The organism is Butyrivibrio proteoclasticus P6B7 (assembly GCF_000622085.1).
GTDB classification, from domain to species: domain Bacteria; phylum Bacillota; class Clostridia; order Lachnospirales; family Lachnospiraceae; genus Butyrivibrio; species Butyrivibrio proteoclasticus_A.
The window spans coordinates 27,777-48,074 of record NZ_JHWL01000020.1; the positions used below are offsets into that span (position 1 = coordinate 27,777).

The window sequence follows — 20,298 nt, forward strand, 5'->3', positions numbered from 1 at the left end:
TTCATTAACTGATCACTCCGTTTCTGTATTCACTAGGAGTCATGCCCACCATGCGTTTAAACACTCTGGTAAAGTAGTTGGCATCACGGTAGCCTGCATTGATGCTGACATCCTTGATGTTGATAAGAGGATCTGCTAAAAGTCTTTTAGCCTTGTCCATTCTGTATTCATTAAGATATGTGATGAAATTCTTGCCAAAGTTCTGCTTAAAGAGCTTGCAAAAATAAACATCAGAATATCCAAACACTCCGGCTATATCCTGAAGCGCTATATCCTCATGGTAGTTCTCATCAATATAGTCCTTGACGTTTTTCACAAAGACGTTTGGTTCTGTATAGGAATCATTTAGACTTTTCTCTACAACCTGGCTTCTGCGGGCGTCGCTCTTGTTGCAAAGCCTGAAGGCCTCCTCTAAGACATTAACAAGGTCCTCACTGGAGCCTGGTTTAAGAAGATAATCCAGTGCCTTTACTTCAATAGCTCTTTTGGCATAGCTGAATTCGTCAAAGGCTGTCAAAAAAATAATCTCTGCACCGGGATGTCTGTCTCTTACGATAGACGCAGCCTCAAGACCATTCATGCCCGGCATTTCAATGTCCAGAATTGCAATCTGACAGTTCTTTTCCTCAAAGAGTTTAACAGCCTGAAAGCCATTCTCTGCTAGATGGACCTCCACCTGCTCCGGAAAGAAATCCTGTATCTTCTTATATACGACCTGTCTTTCGATGGGCTCATCATCCGCCACCAGAATTTTAAATTTTTCCACTAGTTCTCTACCCCATTAGCGGGAATGCATATGGAAACTGTAGTACCCCCGTACTGATTGCCATTTATATCAAGGCTTCCCTCTTTATACATTGCCCGTATTCTTCTGTTAATGTTGCCAAGGCCAATGCCCACAATCTCGGTATTGTCAAAGGCATCTCTCCCGTTTTGCAAATGCTTTTTGATATTAGTAAGAATATCCTTATCGATTCCAACTCCCGTATCCTCCACATCGATCAGGAGCCTATCTTCATCTCTTCTTATGCGGATTGTAACCTTTCCGCCCTCCACCTTAGGAGCAAGGCCATGAATAATGGCGTTCTCCAAAAGGGGCTGAAATACAAAGGTTGGAACAATAGTCTTATTTTCGTCTACTTCGCAATCTATTTCAAACTCAACTCGTGAGCCAAATCTCATTTTTTGTAGGTACATGTAGTCTCTGGAAATCTTAAGTTCCTGATACAGATAGGTTTCCTTGGCGTGGGTCTTAAGGTTGTACCTAAACAAAGAGCTAAGGGCTTCTATAAGCTGCTCCGTGGTCTCTGCCCCTTCAAGGTTGGCATTTCCAGCAATTACATTAAGTGTGTTAAAAAGAAAATGTGGATTGATTTGACTCTTTAAAAGCTCCAGGTTCATGGCTTCAATCTGCTTCTCTATCTCAAGAGTTTCCATTTCCTGGGCATGAAGCTTATCAAGAACTTCCCTCTTTTCTTCCAGAGCCTTGATATATTCGCTTGTAGCGAATTTCATCTTGTTAAAGGCCGATACCATGTCTCCCAGTTCGTCCTTATTATCAACCACAACGTCATCAATAAAGAAATCGTTGTTGGCAATTCTTCTGGATGCAGTAGCCAGCTTAACAACCGGCGCGGTTACGCTTCTATTTAGTATCCTGGATATCCTTAAGATAAAAAGAAATAGAATAATACTAAGAACCGTAGCGATAACCGGAACCTTAACTACTTTAGGAAGAAGGGCCTTATATCTGGCATTACCCTCCTGAATAATGGAATCCACAAAGCCCTGGGCATAAGCAGATAAGTAATTCTGCATGCCATAAACATCATAGACCTCTTCTACGTGAAGTCCTGATGAAGAGGAGTCCTCAATAACCTTATCTCTTGCATTACAGTAAACTTCATAGGCGCTTCTAAGAGACTGGAGCTTGGCATATCTTTCATCTCCAAGCTTTCCATAGGAAAGGGGCACAGCGTAGATTGCTTTGCTGGTTTGCCTTGCTGTCTCCTGCCATATTTCTTTATCAACAGAATCAGAATCTCTGACGTAATCATCAAAGATCTCTATCTCTTTACTTAAGGTGGTAACGATTTCTCCAGCCATGGAGTTAGTTTCCATGATCTCGTTGAAATCTATCATGAACAGCTTAACGATCCATACATCAATAAGAAGTGCCACAAATAGCGCCACAAAAACACTTATTGTAAAGACTCGTATTTTATTTTTAATTGTTAGAGTTTCCCAAAGATCTTGTAATTTATTCATAATGTCAAAAAGAAAGCAGCGCTATAGTTTCGACAATAATTATAACGCTGCCTCCTTATTATTTCTATGGAAATCAGGCATTTATCTTTTCACAGAGGAAGTTAAAGAACGCATCCTTGTCTTTTCCTAAAACTCTGTTAGTAAGCATATATCCATGTTTGTCGTCGGACATAATGACAATCATATCCTGTAATCTGATGGCGCCTGTCAGTCTCCTCCATCTGATGTCTTCTCTTTTATGTCCCACAGAGACGTGCATTCCGCAATCATCAAAGGATAATTCCATGTTCCTTGGCATATCTTCAAGCTGTTTAACGCTCATACCATAAATACTTAGAGGTTGTATAATGGGGAACAAAATACATCCTAGTATCAGAAAACATCTCACAAAATCGTTGGTAGAGCCATAGAATCTGATAGTCAAAAGAATCATTGCCACGGTAAATACAATATTTACTATTCCGACGATTGATATGTAGTTCTTTTTCATAGCTTTTTTCCAAAGATCCAAAGCCTTTACATCACATATATACTTATATTTCATACCTTATCTCCAAGAATTCTTATTTCATAAAAAGGTTAGGTAAAAACATACTGATCGCTGGAACAAAGGTGATCAGAAGTAAAACAATGATCATGCAAAGATAGAATGGCAGGGTTGCCTTTACTACTCTCTCCATCTTAACCTTACCAACTGCAGAACCGATGAAAAGTACGCCGCCTACAGGAGGTGTGAGAAGACCGATACCACAGTTAAGAATAAGCATGATTCCGAACTGGATCGGATTGATTCCAATGGCTGTTGCAATAGGAAGAAGGATTGGTGTTGCAATAAGGATAATTGGCGCCATATCCATGATGCATCCAAGCACCAGCAGGATCAGGTTAAGCAAAAGAGCTAACGCATAAGGGTTGTCAGTGATTCCGATAATTGCCTTAGCTGCAAGATCAGGTACATGAAGTGTTGTAAGGCAATAACCAAAAACGCTTGATGTGGCTATGAGGATAAGAACGATTGAAAGTGTATCAACGCACTGTTCCAGAGTCTTCCAAACGCCCTTCCAATCAAGACCTTTATAAATGAATACGCTGACAATAAGGCTATAAATAACTGCTATGGCAGCTGACTCTGTAGCGGTAAATGCTCCGCCTACAACGCCCACAACAACTATAATGATTGCTGCCAGCGCCCAGAATGAAGTACCAAGCTGCTTAACAAAGTTTTTAAAATTAAACTTCTCTCCCTCTGGATAGTGGCGCTTCTTGGAAATAATGTAAGAGCCGATCATAAGGGATATTGCAAGTAATGCTCCTGGAATGTATCCAGCAAGGAAAAGGCTTCCTACTGAGATTCCACCTGCACTCATGGCATAGATTACCATGTTATGACTTGGAGGAACCAAAAGTCCTTCGCAGGAAGATGTGATGGTTACTGCTGTTGAGAAGTCATCGTCATAACCTTGATCAACCATCATAGGAATAAGAATACTTCCAAGGGAAGCTGTATCTGCCGCAGCAGATCCGGAGATTCCACCAAAGAAATATGATGCCACGATGTTAACCATGGCCATTCCACCGGTCATCCAGCCTACGCAGGCATTGGCAAGGGCGATGAGCTTTTCCGATATTCCTCCTTCTCCCATAAGACATCCCATCGTTATAAAGAAGGGAACAGCCATAAGCGAAAAGGAATTGATACCTTTAACCATGTGCTGACAAACTGTTGTCAGTGGAAGTCCCTGATAAAGGAGACAAAGGATTGATGATAAAGCAACTGCATAAGCTATGTGGAATCTAAGGATGATCATCACAAGGAAGCTTATAAGCAGGATTGCTATCGCTGTAGTATTAACACTCATAATTCACTCTCCTCCTTTATAAAAAAGCTCTTTATATGGTTGTAGATTGCCTCAAGCTCAAAGACCATCATGGCAAATCCAGCCATAGGAATTGGGAAATAAAGCCAAAACCTTGATAATTTAGGAAGAGATGTGTAGTAGCCTACGCCGCCAATCTTAACGGCGTACTGCCATCCAACAGTGATCATGACCACTGCAAGACACATGATACCAATATCAGATAAAAGATCTAAGATTCTGATCACAATTTTGGGTAGATAACTATCAAATGCTGTCATTCTGATGTGAGCACCGCGTCTGATTGCAAGAGCTGCCGAAAGAACAGCCATGTATGCCATAAGTGTAAGTACTACTTCTTCACTCCATGAGGGGTCAGGAACGAAAGAGACGTACCTTCCAAGTACACTCGTGCTGGTGATCAGAATATCCGCCACCAGCAAGAGTTTACAAACAAACAGTACAGCCTTATAAACTACATCATAAGCAGGCTTGATACTATCTACCGCTTTGAAGAAAGATTTCATCTATATTTTCCTTTCTAAGCGGAGTATATATTATTACTTCATATCAACGATCTGCTGATAGTAGTCCTCAAGACCTTTGATATTCTCTTCGATTACAGGCTTAACTGCTTCCTGCCAAGGAGTGATATCGTCAACTTCGATGATTGTTACGCCATCAGCCTTGAGCTGCTCGAGAACTTCATTCTCCTTCTGCTCAGAGATCTCACGGTTGTAAGCTGAAGCTGCTTCGCCTGCTTCAACAAGGATCTGCTGCTGCTCAGGAGTAAGCTTGTTCCAAGCCTCATCTGTGATAACAACCTGGATTGCACCAAGTGTATGTCCATCAAGGATCATGTAAGGAGCAACCTCTGGGAATGCATTAGACTTGTAGTTAGCAATTGGCTGCTCTGCACCATCAACAACACCAGACTGAAGTGCTGAATAAAGCTCACCGAATGAAACAACTGTTGGAGAAGAACCAAGGCTCTCAACAAGACCGTTCATGATAGGGTCGTTAGAAACACGAAGCTTCTTGCCAGCAAGGTCATTGATGTCATTGATCTCATAGGATGTGAAGAAATGACGGAAACCTTCCTCGCCATAGAAAAGACCTCTGATGCCTGTGCCGTTCTCATAAGGCTCATTGAGGAATTCCTTAGCAAGATCAGATGTTGCAAAGTTCCAGAAATGATCACGGGATGTGAAGATATATGGAAGTGAAAGGAGCATTGACTTCTGTCCGCCGTAGCTTGTAAGAGCGAAAGCAGAAATTCTTGAGATATCAATTGTTCCGCCACCACCAAGCATTGTATCAAGTACGTCGTTCTCTGAACCAAGAACACCGCCTGCCTGAAGATCGATAATGATAGATCCGTTTGATCTGGCCTCAACCTCTTCCTTGAACTTGGTATCTGTCATACCAACGATGGTATCAAGTGGGTTAACCTCTGCCATTACAAGAGTGATGGCATCTGCTGCAGGTGTTACTGCCTCTGTAGCATCAGCGGTAGACTGTGTAGAATCTGTAGCTTCTGTTGTTGTCTCAGTATTCTCTCTTGACTGACCAAGAACGTCCTCTGAAGGAGCTGACAGACCGCAGGCTGTGATTGAGAATGCAGTTGTAGCTGCAAGTAACATGGAAAATAGTCTTCTTTTCATTTTAACCTCCCAACTATTAGACTGTGCGATTGCACATTTATGATTTGTTGTGTCGGTTTGTATCTCCCGACGATTAAATTGTAAAGCACAGGTCCCTAGTGGAAAATCGGACATTCTTATCAAAAATAGCATTATTTTAATATGTTTGCGCAAAGTTATAGTCAAAATTAAAAATGTCCTTATAATGGGGGTTGTAAGGCTTAAATATGATAAAATGGGAGGAATTTTTATGAAATCCTGTAAAGATCAAAAATGGTTATTTGGAAAAGATATTGAAGGGGAAAATGCTGGAGAAGGTGTCACAAGATTTATAAAGAGCTATACCGATGAGCTTATGGTTGTAGAAAACCACTTTAAGAAAGGTGCCATCGGTGCTCTCCACTCTCACCCTCATACCCAGATAACTTATGTTGTCAGTGGCAAGTTTGAATTTACTATTGGAGATGAAAAGAACATCGTAACAGCAGGTGATACAATGTTAAAGAAAGACGGCATAACCCATGGCTGCGTGTGCCTTGAGGAAGGCATTTTACTTGATATATTTAATCCTATGAGAGAGGATTTTGTTTAATTTCATAGTTCTTTTTACAAATACAAAAGCCCCCAGGTCACGCGGACCCGGGGGCTATTATTATCTTATAAATGGATTACTCTGCTACTGTGCAAGACATGAAGTACTTGAATCCAAGTGGGCTTGCATAGAAGCCGCTAACTGAATCGTCGATCATGTAAAGGTCTGTGTAGTAGTAGATTGGGCAGATAGCACCTGTTGACATAAGAAGGTCTTCTGCTCTGTGCATAAGCTCATAACGTGTTGCAGGATCTGTACATGTGTTAATAAGACCGATTACTGCATCGTATGTCTCAGCCCATGTTCCGTTCTCAACCTTGAGGTCATATCCAAGGTCTGTAACGTCGATTGAGTAAGCCTTAACATTAGCGTTGTCACCCTTACCAAACTGAACGTCGTTGTTACCTGATGTTGATGTCCAGAGTGAAAGGAATGAAATAGGATCGTTGAAGTCACCGAGCCATCCGTTACGTGCTACTGAATAGTCACCAGCTTTACGTGTCTCAAGGAATGTAGCCCACTCCTGGTTCTCAAGGTTCATTGTGATACCGATACCAGCGAATGTAGCCTGAATAGCCTCACCGATTGCTTTGTGTCCCTCTGATGTATTGTAGAGGTATGTAAGTGTAGGAACGTCAGAGAACTGACCTGTTGACTCATCATATGTGTAGTACTTCTTAAGTGTCTCGATAGCTGCTGTCCAGTTATCCTCGTAAGCATCAGCAGTTACATCATAGTAACCTGTGAAGCCTGCAGGACCTGCGTTCTCATAGAACTGTGATCCATCAGCATCTGTAAGACCCATAGCAACGAATGAAGAAGCAGGAACCTGTCCGCCCTGTGCGATATCTTCTACAATGTAGTTTCTGTCGATAAGAAGTGCAAGTGCGTTACGGATCTCAGCCTCAGCTGCTTCCTTCTCAGCTCCTGAAAGTGAGCTTCCTGCAGGAAGAAGATCCTCGTTGATATTCCAGCATACATAGTATGTTCCAAGCTGACCAGCTGTTACGAACTCTGTAGGATATGTCTCCTTAAGAGAAGCGATCTCGTTTGTAGGAACATCATCGATGAACTGCCAGTCGCCGTTCTCAAAGTTAGCAAGCATGTTATTTGAATCATCTGAAAGGTAGAAGTTGATCTCATTCATTGTAACTGAATCAGCATCTACATAAGAATCGTTCTTTGTAAGAGTGATAAGTGAGTTGTGCTCCCAACCAGTCATTGTGTAAGGACCGTTGTTAACATATGTAGATGGGTCTGTTGCCCAGCTCTCATTAGAAACAACATCTTCACGTACTGGGAAGTAAGCAGGGAAAGCAAGAAGCTCATTCCAATAAGCTACTGAGTTCTCAAGTGTAACTTCGATAGTCTTGTCATCAACAGCTGTTACGTTAAGCTGTGCGTCAGGGTTTGTGAAGTTACCAGAATCATCTGTCTCCCAGATCTCAGCGTATCCGTCGATTACTTCGAACATGTAACCGTAGTCTGCTGCAAGATCTGTTCCAGCTGCACGATTCCATGCAAATACGAAGTCACCAGCTGTTACAGGCTGTCCATCAGACCATGTAAGGCCATCTCTAAGTGTGTAAGTATAAGTAACTGTTCCGTCCTCATTCTCAACACCCTCTGTAAGCTCTGTTACGCAGTCAGGCTGAATCTCAAGTGATCCGTCATCTGCAAGGCCCCATTTTGCAAGACCAGAGAAAAGGTGTGCACAAAGTGTAGCACCATCAACTGATGAGTTAAGTGCTGGATCAAGAGTAGCTGGCTCTGATGCGAGACATACGTTGATCACGCCCTTGTTAGATGTTGCTGCATCTGATCCTGTGTTTGAATCAGATGTTGTCTGCTCCTTAGAATCAGAAGCCTGTGTGCTGTCGCCTGCGCTTCCAGCGTCTGGTGTGCTCTTTGAGCAAGCTACAAGGCTAAGCACCATAGCAGAAGCAAGAATTACTGATACTAACTTCTTTTTCATAATGTTCCTCCTTAATTATGATTGTTTTTTTGTATATCAAAATGCGATAATACATTACTATTTTACTACACTAAATTTGTAAAGTGCAATAAAAGTCGGCTTGTGTCATCTCATTTTTGATTCAGTTAACGTCCTCTACATGGTGACATGCTACGAAATGTCCCTTAGAGATCTCTTTAAACTCAGGCATGCTGAGTGCGCAATCCTCTTTAGCATGTGGGCATCTGGTTCTGAATGGGCATCCAGATGGTGCATTAAGAGGGCTAGGAATATCGCCTGATAAAACAATTCTCTTATTTGCTCTTGCAACCTTAGGATCAGGTACAGGAACTGCTGACAAAAGAGATTTGCTATAAGGATGAAGCGGATTAGAGTAGATCTCATTTGCATCCGCAAGCTCAACCATCTTACCAAGGTACATAACAGCGATTCTGTCACTGATATGTCTTACAACCAAAAGGTCGTGGGCGATGAACAGATATGTAAGTCCAAGCTTATCCTGAAGCTCATCAAACATGTTGATAACCTGGGCCTGAATTGAAACATCCAGAGCTGATACAGGCTCATCGCAAACGATGAATTCAGGGTTAACAGCAAGACTTCTTGCGATACCGATACGCTGTCTCTGTCCACCTGAGAACTCGTGAGCATAACGTGATGCATGCTCTGAGTTAAGTCCTACATAATTCATAAGTTCAAGGATTCTCTCTCTTCTCTCCTCCTTGGACTTATAGAGATTATGTACATCCAAAGGCTCGCCGATGATGTCGGATACGGTCATTCTAGGATTAAGTGATGAATATGGATCCTGGAATACCATAGTTGCCTTCTTACGGAACTCCTTAATATCTGCATTAGTCTTAATGAGCTTACCGTCATACCAAATCTCACCATCTGTTGGCTTGTAAAGGTTAAGGATTGTACGTCCTACTGTGGTCTTACCACAGCCTGACTCACCAACAAGTCCTAATGTCTCTCCCTTTTTGATGGTAAAAGAAACATCGTCAACAGCCTTAAGTGGTCTGGACTTGAAAAACCCTACATTAACATTGAAGTATTCTTTTAAGTGCTTTATCTCTACGAGGTTCTTAGCCTCTGTGTTCTGCTGGCTCATGCTTTTTCACCGCCTTCCATCATCTTCTTAACGTTCATCCAGCATCCAGCTGCATGATCATCGTTAATCTGCATGCGCTCTGCTCTTTCTCTTAAGCAGATCTTCATAGCCGCATCGCATCTAGGTGCGAAAGGACAGCCCTTAGGCATGTTCAAAAGATCTATAGGTGTACCTGAAATTGGCTCAAGCTTCTTACCCTCTTTTCCCTCTGTAGGAATTGAACGAAGAAGGCCCTTTGTGTACTCGTGGCAAGGATTGTAGAAAATCTCATCTGCTGTGCCCTGCTCACAGATAGAACCTGCATACATTACGATAACTTCATCACACATCTGAGCAACTACGCCAAGGTCATGTGTGATCATGATGATTGCCATTCCAAGCTCTTTCTGAAGATCCTTCATAAGGTCAAGGATCTGAGCCTGAATAGTAACGTCAAGGGCTGTTGTTGGCTCATCTGCGATAAGGATATCTGGTTCGCAGGCAAGAGCCATAGCGATCATAACTCTCTGTCTCATACCACCTGAGAACTCGTATGGATACTGGTTCATACGCTTCTCTGGTTCATTAACGTTAACAAGCTTAAGCATCTCGATTGCACGGGCCTTAGCCTGTTCTTTATTTCTGTCTGTATGGAGAAGAATTGCCTCCATAAGCTGATGTCCGATTGTATATGTTGGGTTAAGTGAGGTCATAGGATCCTGGAAAATAATGGATACCTTGTTACCTCTTACTGTCTTCATAACCTTCTCGCCGGATCCTACAAGCTCCTGACCATCAAGCTTGATGGAACCTGACACGATCTTACCTGTACCAGCCAGAATCTGCATGATTGAATATGCTGTAACTGACTTACCTGATCCAGACTCTCCTACTATTCCAAGGACTTTGCCTCTGTCCAGGTTAAAAGATATTCCGTTAACTGCCTTAACCTCACCTGCATCGGTAAAGAATGAGGTATGCAGATCTCTTACTTCTAATAAATTCATTTTTTGCCTCCAATGATTATACGTAAAAATGAAGTTCTGCTCTCGCTTCGCTCGCCAGAACACGTTCGAACCAGACCCAAAAGAACTTCGTCAGGTTCTCTCAGCTTAAGTATCAAGCTTAGGATCGAATGCATCTCTAAGTCCGTCACCGAAAAGGTTAAGTGAAAGAACTATGAGAGAAATAACCAGCGCTGGAATAAGAAGTCTGTGTGGATATGACTTAATTCCGTTAAGCGCGTCAGAAGCAAGTGAACCAAGTGAAGGCATTGGAGCGTTAACACCAAGTCCAAGGAATGAAAGGTAACTCTCAGTAAAGATGGCACTAGGAATCTGAAGTGCTGTTGAAATAATGATTACTGAGAAGCAGTTAGGAATAAGGTGTTTAAGGATGATCCATTTTCCTCTTGCACCAGCGGCCTGAGCTGCAAGTACGTATTCCTGTTCACGAAGTGAAAGGATCTGACCTCTGATAAGTCTTGCCATTGATACCCAGTAAAGAACACCGAATACGATGAACAAGCTTATGATGTTGGAACCGATCTTGGCCAGCACCGTTCCATCTAAGGCACCCTCCATTACAACCTTAAGTACTGATGAAAGAAGGATAACCATAAGCATATCAGGCAGTGAGTAGATGATATCTACTATTCTCATGATTATGAGATCCACCTTGCCTCCGCAGTAACCTGCCACGGAACCAATGGTCATACCTATAATAAGAACGATGATACTTGCAAAGAATCCAACTGCAAGTGAAATTCTTGTACCGTATACTACACGGATGAAGTAGTCACGTCCCTGAGAATCTGTTCCAAAGATATGAGGGATTACACTCTCACCTTTTTCAATTCTCTTAAGCTCTGATCTTCCGAACTCGAAAGGCTTAAGATCGTTAAAAGTGTTATCTACTGGCTTACCTGGTGTCATACCAAGCATCTGATCATAGGAATATGGCCAGAACATTGGGATGAAGATAGCTGCCAGTGTGATAAGTATGATAATAAAGAAGCAAACCGTTGCCACCTTATTCTTAAGAAGTCTTTTAACAGAATCCTTAAAGAATGTTGATGATGGACGCATCTGCACCATATATTCTTTTTCTTCGTCGGTAGCAGGAATGAAATCATCCATATTTACCTGTGCATTTAACTTTGAAATATCCATTATTAAGAAATTCTCCTAGTCATTATTTTGTAAGTTCAATTACTCAAGTGTAATTCTTGGATCAACTACCTTATAAAGGATGTCGCCTACAAGGTTCATGATTACAATCAGTGTTGCAAGAACAATTGTTGTGCCCATGATAAGTGGATAATCACGACCTGTGATACTGTTTACAAAGGCTCCACCAATTCCAGGTACGGCAAAGATCTTTTCAACAACCAAAGATCCTGTAACGATACCAGCAAGCATTGGTCCAAAATATGTGATTACAGGAATAAGAGAATTCTTAAGGGCATGACCGAAAATGATCTTCCATCCTGATACACCTTTTGCCTTAGCTGTTCTTATGTAATCCTGTCCAAGAACTTCAAGCATTGATGATCTTGTAAGTCTTGTGATGTAAGCCATCGGATAAAGCGATAAGGTTACAACAGGAAGAAAGAAACCGTTCTTGGATGCTCCGTTAGCTGGGAACCATCCAAGCTTAACTGCAAATAGCAAAAGCAGGAACGAACCCATAATGAACGAAGGCATTGATACGAATGCAGTTGTAATGATCATTATGATCCTATCTATCAGCTTGTTTCTCCTTAGAGCCGCGATAGAACCAAGGATAACGCCGCAGATAAGTGCAATGACAGCTGCAATAACACCCAGCTTAGCTGATGTCTTCATGCCGTCAAAAATAATATCATTGACGCTTCTACCTCTTTGTTTAAGGGATGGACCAAAATCGAATTTAGTGACGATATCTGAAAGATACGTAAGATACTGAACCCCCAATGGTTTATCCAGACCATATTTAGCTTCCATAGCCGCCATAACAGATGCTGTTACAGCTTTCTCCCCAGTGAATGGTCCTCCAGGTACAGCATGCATTACGAAGAATGTTACTGTGATAACTACCCAGACCGTTACGATTGCCAAAAAGACTCTTTTGACAATGTACATAAGTGTTTTAGTATTCATACTCTCCAACCTACCCGATAAGAAATTTTGATGATGCAAACCGTTAAACCTTCAAAGCGCCAAAGCTTCAACGCGCTAAAGAGTCAGGTTATAAAAAAACAATGAAGTACTGCTCAAATTGATTGTTAGTACATCATTGTACTTGGGTTTACATATAAGATTGTATACACGTATTTGTGTACCACAATTAAGACTTATATTAATGTTTAGGACATTTTATGTCAAGTATCCCATGTTATTTTCGCTCAAATGATTAATATACATCAATAATCTTTGCATAAAATACATATGTCCGTGGTACACATACATATTATAACACATATTCTTTCACGCAAAAACACCTGAAGAAAAAAATCTTCAGGTGTTCTTGTATCTGGCAATTACTAGTTATGAAAAGAGAAGGATGTTCTGCTGTTCTCTGTCGTCCATCTTCTGTTTTTCAAGGACATTCTGATAAGCATCCAGGGCCTGTTTAGTCTTAAGCTCCTGATAAGCCTTTACTGAATTGTCCTCTTCCTTATCCATCTGATACCCATTAAGTTCAAGGGCAGCATGTGAATTGTAGGTAAGAGCGTGCTCTACACCATTTGTCTCAGCTCCTGTGTTACTTCTCATAGAAGTTACTTTATCAAGAGCCTTGTCTATCTTAGAAATGTCAAAGTCTTTGGTCACATCGTAGTCATCAATACCAAGGGCTTCTGTTGTTGAATTATAGGTTGAAATTTCCTTAGTAGATCCTGATGAATCAGTTGCAAATTCAAATTTACTGGTTGGTACATCTTCATTATTAAGCAACTGCTTCTCATTATAGGTTGTATTCTTGGCAATGTCGTTGATGCCTTCCATATATTCCTTGATCTGGTCCTGAACAGACTGCTTATCTTCATCAGATAATGTTCCATTCATGGCCTTAAGAGAAAGCTCTTTTATAGACTGAAGATAATCCTCTATGCCAGCCATGGCACCTTCCTCAACGTTAAGCGCTGATTTGGCAGATGTAAGGTTCTCTTCTCCAGCCTCAAGTCCATTTACCTGTGCCTTTGTTTTTTCCTGTATAGCAAGTTCTGATGCACCCTGGGCAGCCTTTGTATATGTGCCACCAGCTGAAATGGTAGAATATGCATCATATCCTGAATATCCAGAAACGGAAGAAACTCCACTCATCTTGACCTCCTTTTCCAGCATAAGCTTTAAAACCAAAACAAAATACACTTATCTATCCTCATAGTAGCATGTAAATCTGAAAACTAAAGAGGTAAATATAGGAAAAATAGGTCAAAATGGTACCTTATTTCATTTAGTAACCATGGGACTTGAAATTAGAAATCCATATTTCGATCGCAAATTGGACTCAAAAAAGACTAACTTTGTTCACTTTTTGAACACATTTTAGTTTTAATATAATTACAGATTGTTGATGAAATATCTTCTACGTCCAGTAGAAATTTATCACAATCTCCCCCTCATAATAAGAAAAATCGCAGGCACTCACGACCCCCCTCGTGGGTGTTATTGCATTAATGAGATATCACTGATCAGCATACTTAGAATACATTTCCATTAGTTCCATCATTTCTTCCTGAGTAAGATTCTCGGCAGCATATTTAAGAAGCTCTTCCTTATTCCCTTCATTAACATATTCAATGACCTGGGCTGTGCTCTCTGCGTCCATATGGTTCTCAATGATTCCAGCCAAAGTCTCCTTGTCCTCTTCAGACATATTCTCAACAGCTTCCTTGATCTGTTCATTATCACCAGCTATTTTATCGATATTATCCGTTAGAACTTCCACGGTTTTCTTGGCCGCAACCTTTTTGGTCTCCTGTTTGATTATCGGAAAAGCATACTTTATAAATATGAAGACAACAATTCCAAATATCATCAAAGTCACTAGAAAGCGCCCAAATGCTGAACCTTTTCCATCCTGAGATGGTCTGCGATAATTTTTATTTCGTACATTTTTTGACATTTTTTCTTTTACTCCAATTATTATTTTAGAATAGGTTATATTTCTTTTAGAGTTCGGTCACAATTTGGAAACAGTTTGCCTGTAAGATATCCTTATCAGAAGTAAAACTTCTGAACCCCCAACAATACTTTTTTTCATACACGGGTTGTCTGGTTCCCCACTAGGCAACCCCTCCTCCCAAAATAATAACCAGTACCTATGATACCATAGGCACTGGTTTTTTTATACTTCATTTTCTGATTTTGCCTAATTTACTGTAATCTTACCTTCAAGCTGTTCAAAGCTATCGATATTTACTGGCTTGGAGAAATAGTATCCCTGGAAGAAATCACAGCCCATACCGGCTAGCATATCAAGCTGTTCCTTGGTCTCTACACCCTCAGCTACCACCAGCATCTTAAGATCCTGGGCAAGCTTAATAACATGGTCAATAATAACCGGCGTCCTTACCTTATCCTTAGTAGAATCAAGGAACTTCATATCAAGCTTAAGGACATCAACAGCAAAGTCCTTTAAGAGATTAAGGGATGAATAGCCAGATCCAAAGTCGTCGATCTCTACTACGAATCCTTTTTCTCTAAGATTACCAATCAGTTCGATACCATTTGCTATATTGCTGGCAATAGCAGTCTCTGTTATCTCCAGATTAAGCTTTCCTGGACAGATACCATATTTTTCTACCAGTTCAGAAAATACCACCTCAATATCAAGGAACTGCAGATCCTTGGGAGAAATATTGACTGAAATGCTGAATTTCTCTTTATCTGTGCCCTGCCAGGCCTTTAACTGTTTAGCCGCCAGCTCCCATACATACTGATCCATCTTGTAAATGAGGTTGGCATCCTCCAATACTCCAATGAACATTCCAGGAGGAATAATGCCCTTTTCAGGATGAATCCATCTTGCAAGAGCTTCTCCACCAATAATAGTGCCCTCCTTGTCAACCTGAGGTTGAAGGAATATGTGGAACTCTCCATTTTCCAGGGCAAGATTAAAGCTATTGATGATCTCATTTTCATGAAGAGTCTTTTTCATCATCTCTTCATCGTAAAAGGCAATAGACAGCTCTTTATTAGGGACAGCAGAATCTACAGCCATTCTGGCCTTATCCAGCATCTCGTAGATAGAATCATGGACATCTTCTATCTCATAAATACCAAGCTGGAATGATAGCCTGTAAATACTGTTATCAATAAGTTTAGCAACTTCATGAATGCTAGTTCTGAATCTGTCTTCATCAAATTCAGATTTCTTCATAAAGACAGCAAATTCATCGCCGTGAATCCTGGCGTAAACATCACCTACACGGCACCACTTCTCAAGGCCCCTTGCTATGGATCTAAGGACTTCATCGCCCTTTTCCATTCCAAAGAGCTGATTAACAAGCTTGAATTTATTAATATTGGAGCAGATCAGATAGTATGTATCCTCTGGTTCTAAGCTGATAGCTGCTCTGACGCCTTTAATAAATCCTTCCAGATTGTATATTCCTGTCAGGGTATCATGGGTTTCTCTAAACTTAATACCACCAGTATTAAAAGCCTCATCAGTAATATCCATGAACGCAATGCAGGATCCGATTACTTCCTTGGTATCTTCGTTAATTGCGGGCATATGATGTATCTCGTAGAGATAATCATTTCCCTCATATTCATAGAACTGGCTCCAGACATTACGTCCATTCTCCACATTATCAAAGATCATCCAGGAATCAATAAATTCCTGCATTCTATTGAGTTCATTAGGGATATGAAACATTCTAAAGGCCTGTTTATTGGTGTAAATACAATTGCCACTGTCATCAAGGCAAATAATACCAATAGATGAATCCAGCATGGCAAGTGATATGATCTCATCACTTACTTTCTTGTTGCCGACAATACTTACATAGAGTGCATCCTCATTGCTGTCTGCGCATACATCTCTGTAACTATCGTCCTCAGTACTCCTTACGGTATTACCAATTGTCACAAGCTCAAGGCTGTACATATTAGTTTTTTTACCATCTATCTCAACTGTTATAGGCAAAGAAATAACATGGCATTCTCTGCCATCCTTATACTCTGTCTTCTCATTAACTCTGTTGTGAGCACTGGCCTGGTAGCTGGTACAGTTACTGCACCGTTCACACTTACCCCAGACTGTGTAACACTTCTCACCCTCTGTCTTGTTACCGTCTTTATCAAGACTAATAACGTGACAGGATCCGGGCTCAACAAGACGTACAACATCATACATCCCCTGCATGCTATTGATGTAGTCTTTAAGTTTCTCAACAGTTAAGCTCATATAATTTGCCTCGTGGCCACAAGCTCTTTTAACTTATGACTTGAAAAGAGTTGACAGTAATCCCCTTCCAAGGCTGGCACCAAGATTTCCTCCCAGGGTCTTTCCAAATTTGCCAAATGTGCCGCCTACCGTTTTTCCTACCTCTCGTCCAACAGTTCCAGCAACTGAATTTCCAACAGACTTCATAGCCTGTTTCTTTTTTCTATCTTCTGCAGCTTTAGCTTTTTCTTTTTCTTTAGCTTCCTGAGCCTCTTTCTTTTCCAGCTCTTTTCTCTCTTTTTCTTTAGCTTCAAGCTCTTCCTTGGCCTTGGCATCAGCTATGCCCTTTCTCTCAAGGAACTCATAAGCTGAATCAGGGTCTACTGGCTCAAAGTACTTGCTATAAAGGACGCTTCCCTTGATCTCCCTGTCGCGGACTGAATCATCAATACCGCCCATAAGAGACTGTGGAGGAAGGATCTTAACCTTCTCGCAAACTGTTGGTGTTCCGCTCTCATCAAGGAATGAGCAGACAGCTTCACCAACTCCCAGCTCCTGAATAACATCAGCAGTCTTAAATGCTGGATTCTCACGGAAGGAATCTGCAGCGGCCTTAACTGCCTTCATATCAGATGGTGTATAAGCGTGGAGCGCATGCTGAATCTTGTTACCAAGCTGAGCAAGAACGCCATCCGGAATATCTCTTGGGTTCTGAGTTACAAAATAAATACCAACGCCCTTTGATCTGATAAGCTTAACCACCTGCTCAATCTTATCCATAAGAAGCTTAGGCGTATCCTTAAATAAAAGGTGTGCTTCGTCGAAGAAGAATACCATCTTAGGCTTATCAAGGTCTCCAACTTCTGGAAGTGTCTCAAACAGCTCAGACATCATCCAAAGAAGGAATGTAGCGTACAAGGTTCCGTTATTGATAAGGCTTGTACTATCTAAAATGCTGATCATGCCTTTTCCATCAGTGCCTGTTGCAAACCAGTCTCTGATATTAAGGGCAGGCTCGAAAAAGAACTTATCTCCTCCCGCGATCTCCAGTGAAACAACGGCTCTTACAATAGCAGCAATTGAAACCTTGCTGATATTGCCATAGTCAGCGGCAAATTCCTTACTATTCTCTGACATGTAGTTAAGAAGAGCCTTAAGGTCCTTAGTATCTACAAGAAGAAGTTCATTGTCATCTGCAATCTTGAATGCAATTGACAGAATATCTCTCTGAAGGTCATTAAGACCGAGTATTCTTGATAAAAGAAGTGGTCCCATCTCAGAAATTGTTGTTCTAAGAGGAATACCCTTTTCACCATAAATATCCCAGAAGGTTACAGGATATTTCTGATATTTAAAGCCAGCTTCTGCAAGTCCGAATTTCTGAATTCTCTTTTGCATATCCTCTGAGTCTGCGCCTTCAAGAACCATCCCTGAAAGGTCGCCCTTAACGTCAGCAAGGAATACTGGCACGCCCATGTCGCTGAAGCTCTCAGCCAGGACTTTGAGTGTAATTGTTTTACCTGTTCCTGTTGCACCTGCAACAAGACCGTGGCGATTGGCCATCTTAGGTAAAAGAAATACATTCTCCCCATTTTCTGTATTTGCTATCCAAACTTTTCCGTCTCTTAACATAGTCCCTCCCAAATACTTTTCTCATAAAATACCGTATTAATAATATCAAATATAACGCTGATATTAAAGTGATTTACTTCCTTGCAAAATGCTTATAGATGGCGTAGCCATGATGATACAGGAATACCACTATGAGCATGAATAAATGTGTATAAAAGATTCCTACGATGTAGTAGTTTCGTTCAAGAAGGTATCCTAAGTTGAAGCCGATAAGGCAAAGGGCTCCGGTTAGGAGTAGGCCCATGATGAGAAGGTGCAGGTTAGATAGGATGTTCTTCAGGGCACCGATGAAGTCCATGAAGGAGGCGTCGAAGTAGACGAAACGTCCTACCATGAGGCCAAGGTAGTACATCATTACTGGGCTGTACTCGCTCTCATCTCCGATCATGTTAAGGCAGATAAGGATGATGATAACGTAGAACATTCCAAGCATTCTAATGGATGCTTTCTTTTGTTTGTCGATTTTCTTAAGTGGAATAATGAATTTATCCAGAATTGTGTTAAGAACACAGGATAAACAGATAAGAAGGAGGAGGGCAAAGTCCTTGCCATCACTCCAGATATTTATGAAAGGAAGCCACTGATTGTAAGTGGCGCTGCCCTTCATATTCATAAGTAAGCTATAGATATGATTGAATACAACATAGGAGCAGGAAAATGACATTACAGAGGCTCCTGAAATTATCATTTCGAAAAAGAGCTGAATCGAGGTTTCAACTTTATTGTGAAGCTCTTCTTTCTCATACTCATCTCTTGGCTTTCTGCTAAAAGTATGATTAACAAGCTTAATTAGCAGTATACATAGGAATACGCCAAAGGCTGCAAGCAGTAAAAAGAACAGTTTCTGTAAAAGAGTAAAATCAGGATTAATATAATTCTTGTAAGTCATTTCTGTCACTTATCTGAACGATTCCTTCGTCAGATTTCTCCCTCCCTAGTTGTCACATGAATTATCATTAGTTATTTGGTTATCTCTTTATAGCACTCAGGTCTTCTATCTCTGAAAAGTCCCCAGGATGAACGCATCTTGCGGATCTCATCAAAGTCATATTCGGCATAGATGATCTCTTCCTTATCGCGACTAGCCTTAGCAACTACATCTCCAAGAGGATCTGTTAAGAAGCTGCATCCATAGAAGGTAAGGCTTGATGTCTGACCACCGTTCTCCTCAGAAGGAGTAACGTCTTCCTTGCCGATTCTATTGGCTGCCGCCACTGGAATGATGTTGGCTGCAGAATGGCCCTGCATTGTTCTCATCCAGTGTCCTGAGCTATCCACGTCAAGGATAGGCTCTGAACCTATGGCTGTAGGATACAGGATAATATCAGCACCCTTAAGAGCAAGACAGCGAGCGGTCTCTGGGAACCACTGATCCCAGCAAATGCCCACGCCCACGTTACCAAAGCGTGTCTCGAACACCTTAAAGCCTGTGTTACCTGGTGTGAAGTAGAACTTCTCCTGATAGTAGTGATCATCAGGAATATGGGTCTTTCTATATACATCAAGAATAGTGCCATCTGCATCTATCATGGCTACTGAATTGTAAAAAACATTTTCATCCTTTTCAAAGACGCTGATAGGCATTACGATACCCAGCTCTTTGCAAACCTCTGCAAAATGGATAACTGCAGGGTTCTCAAGGATTGGTGTTGCCAGTTCGTAGTAATCATAGCGTCTTTCCTGACAGAAATACTTTCTTTCAAAGAGCTCTGATAAAAGGACTATGTTGGCACCATTAGCTGCAGCTTCACGCACCAGCTTATCTGCCTTTTCTATACTTCTTTTTACCTGCTCTTCATCTGATGCAGCCTCTGCGCCACAAGCGTATTGAATGCAGGCCACCTTTATATTAGACATATTTT

The 20,298-nt window shown here is 41.2% G+C and carries 18 protein-coding genes; 1 reads left to right on the forward strand and 17 read right to left on the reverse strand.

Annotated elements, in window-relative coordinates; all coding sequences use genetic code 11:
• Positions 1 to 4: 4 nt before the first annotated feature.
• The 6 genes from T541_RS0112205 to T541_RS0112230 all read right to left on the reverse strand — a co-directional run bounded on the left by T541_RS0112205 (position 5) and on the right by T541_RS0112230 (position 5,788).
• Positions 5 to 766 carry a response regulator transcription factor gene (locus T541_RS0112205; RefSeq protein ID WP_026652995.1) on the reverse strand — a complete coding sequence of 254 codons (762 nt, stop codon included), beginning with the start codon at positions 764 to 766 and terminating at the stop codon, positions 5 to 7.
• A complete protein-coding gene (locus T541_RS0112210; protein ID WP_051538233.1) occupies positions 766 to 2,181 on the reverse strand; it encodes a sensor histidine kinase in 1,416 nt (471 codons plus the stop codon). Before T541_RS0112210 ends, T541_RS0112205 begins: the two co-directional genes overlap by 1 nt.
• A 160-nt stretch (positions 2,182 to 2,341) precedes the next feature.
• The gene (locus T541_RS0112215) at positions 2,342 to 2,812 is read right to left on the reverse strand and encodes a YcxB family protein (protein ID WP_026652997.1); all 471 of its coding nucleotides are present in this window, start codon (positions 2,810 to 2,812) and stop codon (positions 2,342 to 2,344) included.
• 19 nt (positions 2,813 to 2,831) lie between these two features.
• Complete coding sequence (locus T541_RS0112220; protein ID WP_026652998.1) at positions 2,832 to 4,127, reverse strand: TRAP transporter large permease; 1,296 nt, start codon at positions 4,125 to 4,127, stop codon at positions 2,832 to 2,834.
• The gene (locus tag T541_RS0112225; RefSeq protein WP_026652999.1) at positions 4,124 to 4,651 is read right to left on the reverse strand and encodes a TRAP transporter small permease; all 528 of its coding nucleotides are present in this window, start codon (positions 4,649 to 4,651) and stop codon (positions 4,124 to 4,126) included. The genes T541_RS0112220 and T541_RS0112225 overlap by 4 nt, the downstream gene beginning before the upstream one ends.
• A 33-nt stretch (positions 4,652 to 4,684) precedes the next feature.
• The gene (locus tag T541_RS0112230; protein WP_026653000.1) at positions 4,685 to 5,788 is read right to left on the reverse strand and encodes a TRAP transporter substrate-binding protein; all 1,104 of its coding nucleotides are present in this window, start codon (positions 5,786 to 5,788) and stop codon (positions 4,685 to 4,687) included.
• 229 nt (positions 5,789 to 6,017) lie between these two features.
• On the opposite strand from T541_RS0112230, the gene T541_RS0112235 reads away from it, so the two are divergent.
• Entirely contained in the window at positions 6,018 to 6,359 is a 342-nt protein-coding gene (locus T541_RS0112235; protein ID WP_026653001.1) for a cupin domain-containing protein, read from the forward strand.
• A 76-nt stretch (positions 6,360 to 6,435) separates the two neighbouring features.
• Here T541_RS0112235 and T541_RS0112240 read toward each other — a convergent pair whose 3' ends face one another.
• The 11 genes from T541_RS0112240 to aguB form a co-directional block, all read right to left on the reverse strand.
• Entirely contained in the window at positions 6,436 to 8,334 is a 1,899-nt protein-coding gene (locus tag T541_RS0112240; RefSeq protein WP_026653002.1) for a peptide ABC transporter substrate-binding protein, read from the reverse strand.
• A 121-nt stretch (positions 8,335 to 8,455) separates the two neighbouring features.
• Positions 8,456 to 9,448: an ABC transporter ATP-binding protein gene (locus T541_RS0112245; RefSeq protein WP_026653003.1), complete on the reverse strand. Its 993-nt coding sequence runs from the start codon at positions 9,446 to 9,448 to the stop codon at positions 8,456 to 8,458.
• Complete coding sequence (locus T541_RS0112250; RefSeq protein ID WP_026653004.1) at positions 9,445 to 10,434, reverse strand: ABC transporter ATP-binding protein; 990 nt, start codon at positions 10,432 to 10,434, stop codon at positions 9,445 to 9,447. Before T541_RS0112250 ends, T541_RS0112245 begins: the two co-directional genes overlap by 4 nt.
• Before the next feature lie 105 nt (positions 10,435 to 10,539).
• Entirely contained in the window at positions 10,540 to 11,598 is a 1,059-nt protein-coding gene (locus T541_RS0112255) for an ABC transporter permease (protein WP_026653005.1), read from the reverse strand.
• A 39-nt stretch (positions 11,599 to 11,637) separates the two neighbouring features.
• Positions 11,638 to 12,567, reverse strand: a complete 930-nt coding sequence (locus T541_RS0112260; RefSeq protein ID WP_026653006.1) for an ABC transporter permease — start codon at positions 12,565 to 12,567, stop codon at positions 11,638 to 11,640.
• Positions 12,568 to 12,954: 387 nt separating this feature from the next.
• Positions 12,955 to 13,731: a flagellin gene (locus T541_RS0112265; RefSeq protein ID WP_026653007.1), complete on the reverse strand. Its 777-nt coding sequence runs from the start codon at positions 13,729 to 13,731 to the stop codon at positions 12,955 to 12,957.
• A gap of 364 nt (positions 13,732 to 14,095) precedes the next feature.
• Positions 14,096 to 14,536, reverse strand: coding sequence for a hypothetical protein (locus T541_RS0112270; RefSeq protein WP_155839516.1), 441 nt, complete (start codon positions 14,534 to 14,536; stop codon positions 14,096 to 14,098).
• A gap of 246 nt (positions 14,537 to 14,782) precedes the next feature.
• Complete coding sequence (locus T541_RS19540; RefSeq protein ID WP_051538235.1) at positions 14,783 to 16,825, reverse strand: GGDEF domain-containing phosphodiesterase; 2,043 nt, start codon at positions 16,823 to 16,825, stop codon at positions 14,783 to 14,785.
• Positions 16,826 to 16,858: 33 nt separating this feature from the next.
• Positions 16,859 to 18,436: a helicase HerA-like domain-containing protein gene (locus T541_RS0112280; RefSeq protein WP_026653009.1), complete on the reverse strand. Its 1,578-nt coding sequence runs from the start codon at positions 18,434 to 18,436 to the stop codon at positions 16,859 to 16,861.
• 73 nt (positions 18,437 to 18,509) lie between these two features.
• The gene (locus tag T541_RS0112285) at positions 18,510 to 19,325 is read right to left on the reverse strand and encodes a hypothetical protein (RefSeq protein ID WP_155839517.1); all 816 of its coding nucleotides are present in this window, start codon (positions 19,323 to 19,325) and stop codon (positions 18,510 to 18,512) included.
• A 71-nt stretch (positions 19,326 to 19,396) separates the two neighbouring features.
• Positions 19,397 to 20,293, reverse strand: a complete 897-nt coding sequence (gene aguB / locus T541_RS0112290) for an N-carbamoylputrescine amidase (protein WP_026653011.1) — start codon at positions 20,291 to 20,293, stop codon at positions 19,397 to 19,399.
• Between the last annotated feature and the right edge of the window lie 5 nt (positions 20,294 to 20,298).

Coding starts and splice junctions, on each gene's coding strand:
- T541_RS0112215 (WP_026652997.1), bottom strand. CDS start 2,812: ATGAAATATAAGTATATATGTGATGTAAAGGCTTTGGATCTTTGGAAA.
- T541_RS0112220 (WP_026652998.1), bottom strand. CDS start 4,127: ATGAGTGTTAATACTACAGCGATAGCAATCCTGCTTATAAGCTTCCTT.
- T541_RS0112225 (WP_026652999.1), bottom strand. CDS start 4,651: ATGAAATCTTTCTTCAAAGCGGTAGATAGTATCAAGCCTGCTTATGAT.
- T541_RS0112230 (WP_026653000.1), bottom strand. CDS start 5,788: ATGAAAAGAAGACTATTTTCCATGTTACTTGCAGCTACAACTGCATTC.
- T541_RS0112235 (WP_026653001.1), top strand. CDS start 6,018: ATGAAATCCTGTAAAGATCAAAAATGGTTATTTGGAAAAGATATTGAA.
- T541_RS0112240 (WP_026653002.1), bottom strand. CDS start 8,334: ATGAAAAAGAAGTTAGTATCAGTAATTCTTGCTTCTGCTATGGTGCTT.
- T541_RS0112245 (WP_026653003.1), bottom strand. CDS start 9,448: ATGAGCCAGCAGAACACAGAGGCTAAGAACCTCGTAGAGATAAAGCAC.
- T541_RS0112250 (WP_026653004.1), bottom strand. CDS start 10,434: ATGAATTTATTAGAAGTAAGAGATCTGCATACCTCATTCTTTACCGAT.
- T541_RS0112255 (WP_026653005.1), bottom strand. CDS start 11,598: ATGGATATTTCAAAGTTAAATGCACAGGTAAATATGGATGATTTCATT.
- T541_RS0112260 (WP_026653006.1), bottom strand. CDS start 12,567: ATGAATACTAAAACACTTATGTACATTGTCAAAAGAGTCTTTTTGGCA.
- T541_RS0112265 (WP_026653007.1), bottom strand. CDS start 13,731: ATGAGTGGAGTTTCTTCCGTTTCTGGATATTCAGGATATGATGCATAT.
- T541_RS0112270 (WP_155839516.1), bottom strand. CDS start 14,536: ATGTCAAAAAATGTACGAAATAAAAATTATCGCAGACCATCTCAGGAT.
- T541_RS19540 (WP_051538235.1), bottom strand. CDS start 16,825: ATGAGCTTAACTGTTGAGAAACTTAAAGACTACATCAATAGCATGCAG.
- T541_RS0112280 (WP_026653009.1), bottom strand. CDS start 18,436: ATGTTAAGAGACGGAAAAGTTTGGATAGCAAATACAGAAAATGGGGAG.
- T541_RS0112285 (WP_155839517.1), bottom strand. CDS start 19,325: ATGACTTACAAGAATTATATTAATCCTGATTTTACTCTTTTACAGAAA.
- aguB (WP_026653011.1), bottom strand. CDS start 20,293: ATGTCTAATATAAAGGTGGCCTGCATTCAATACGCTTGTGGCGCAGAG.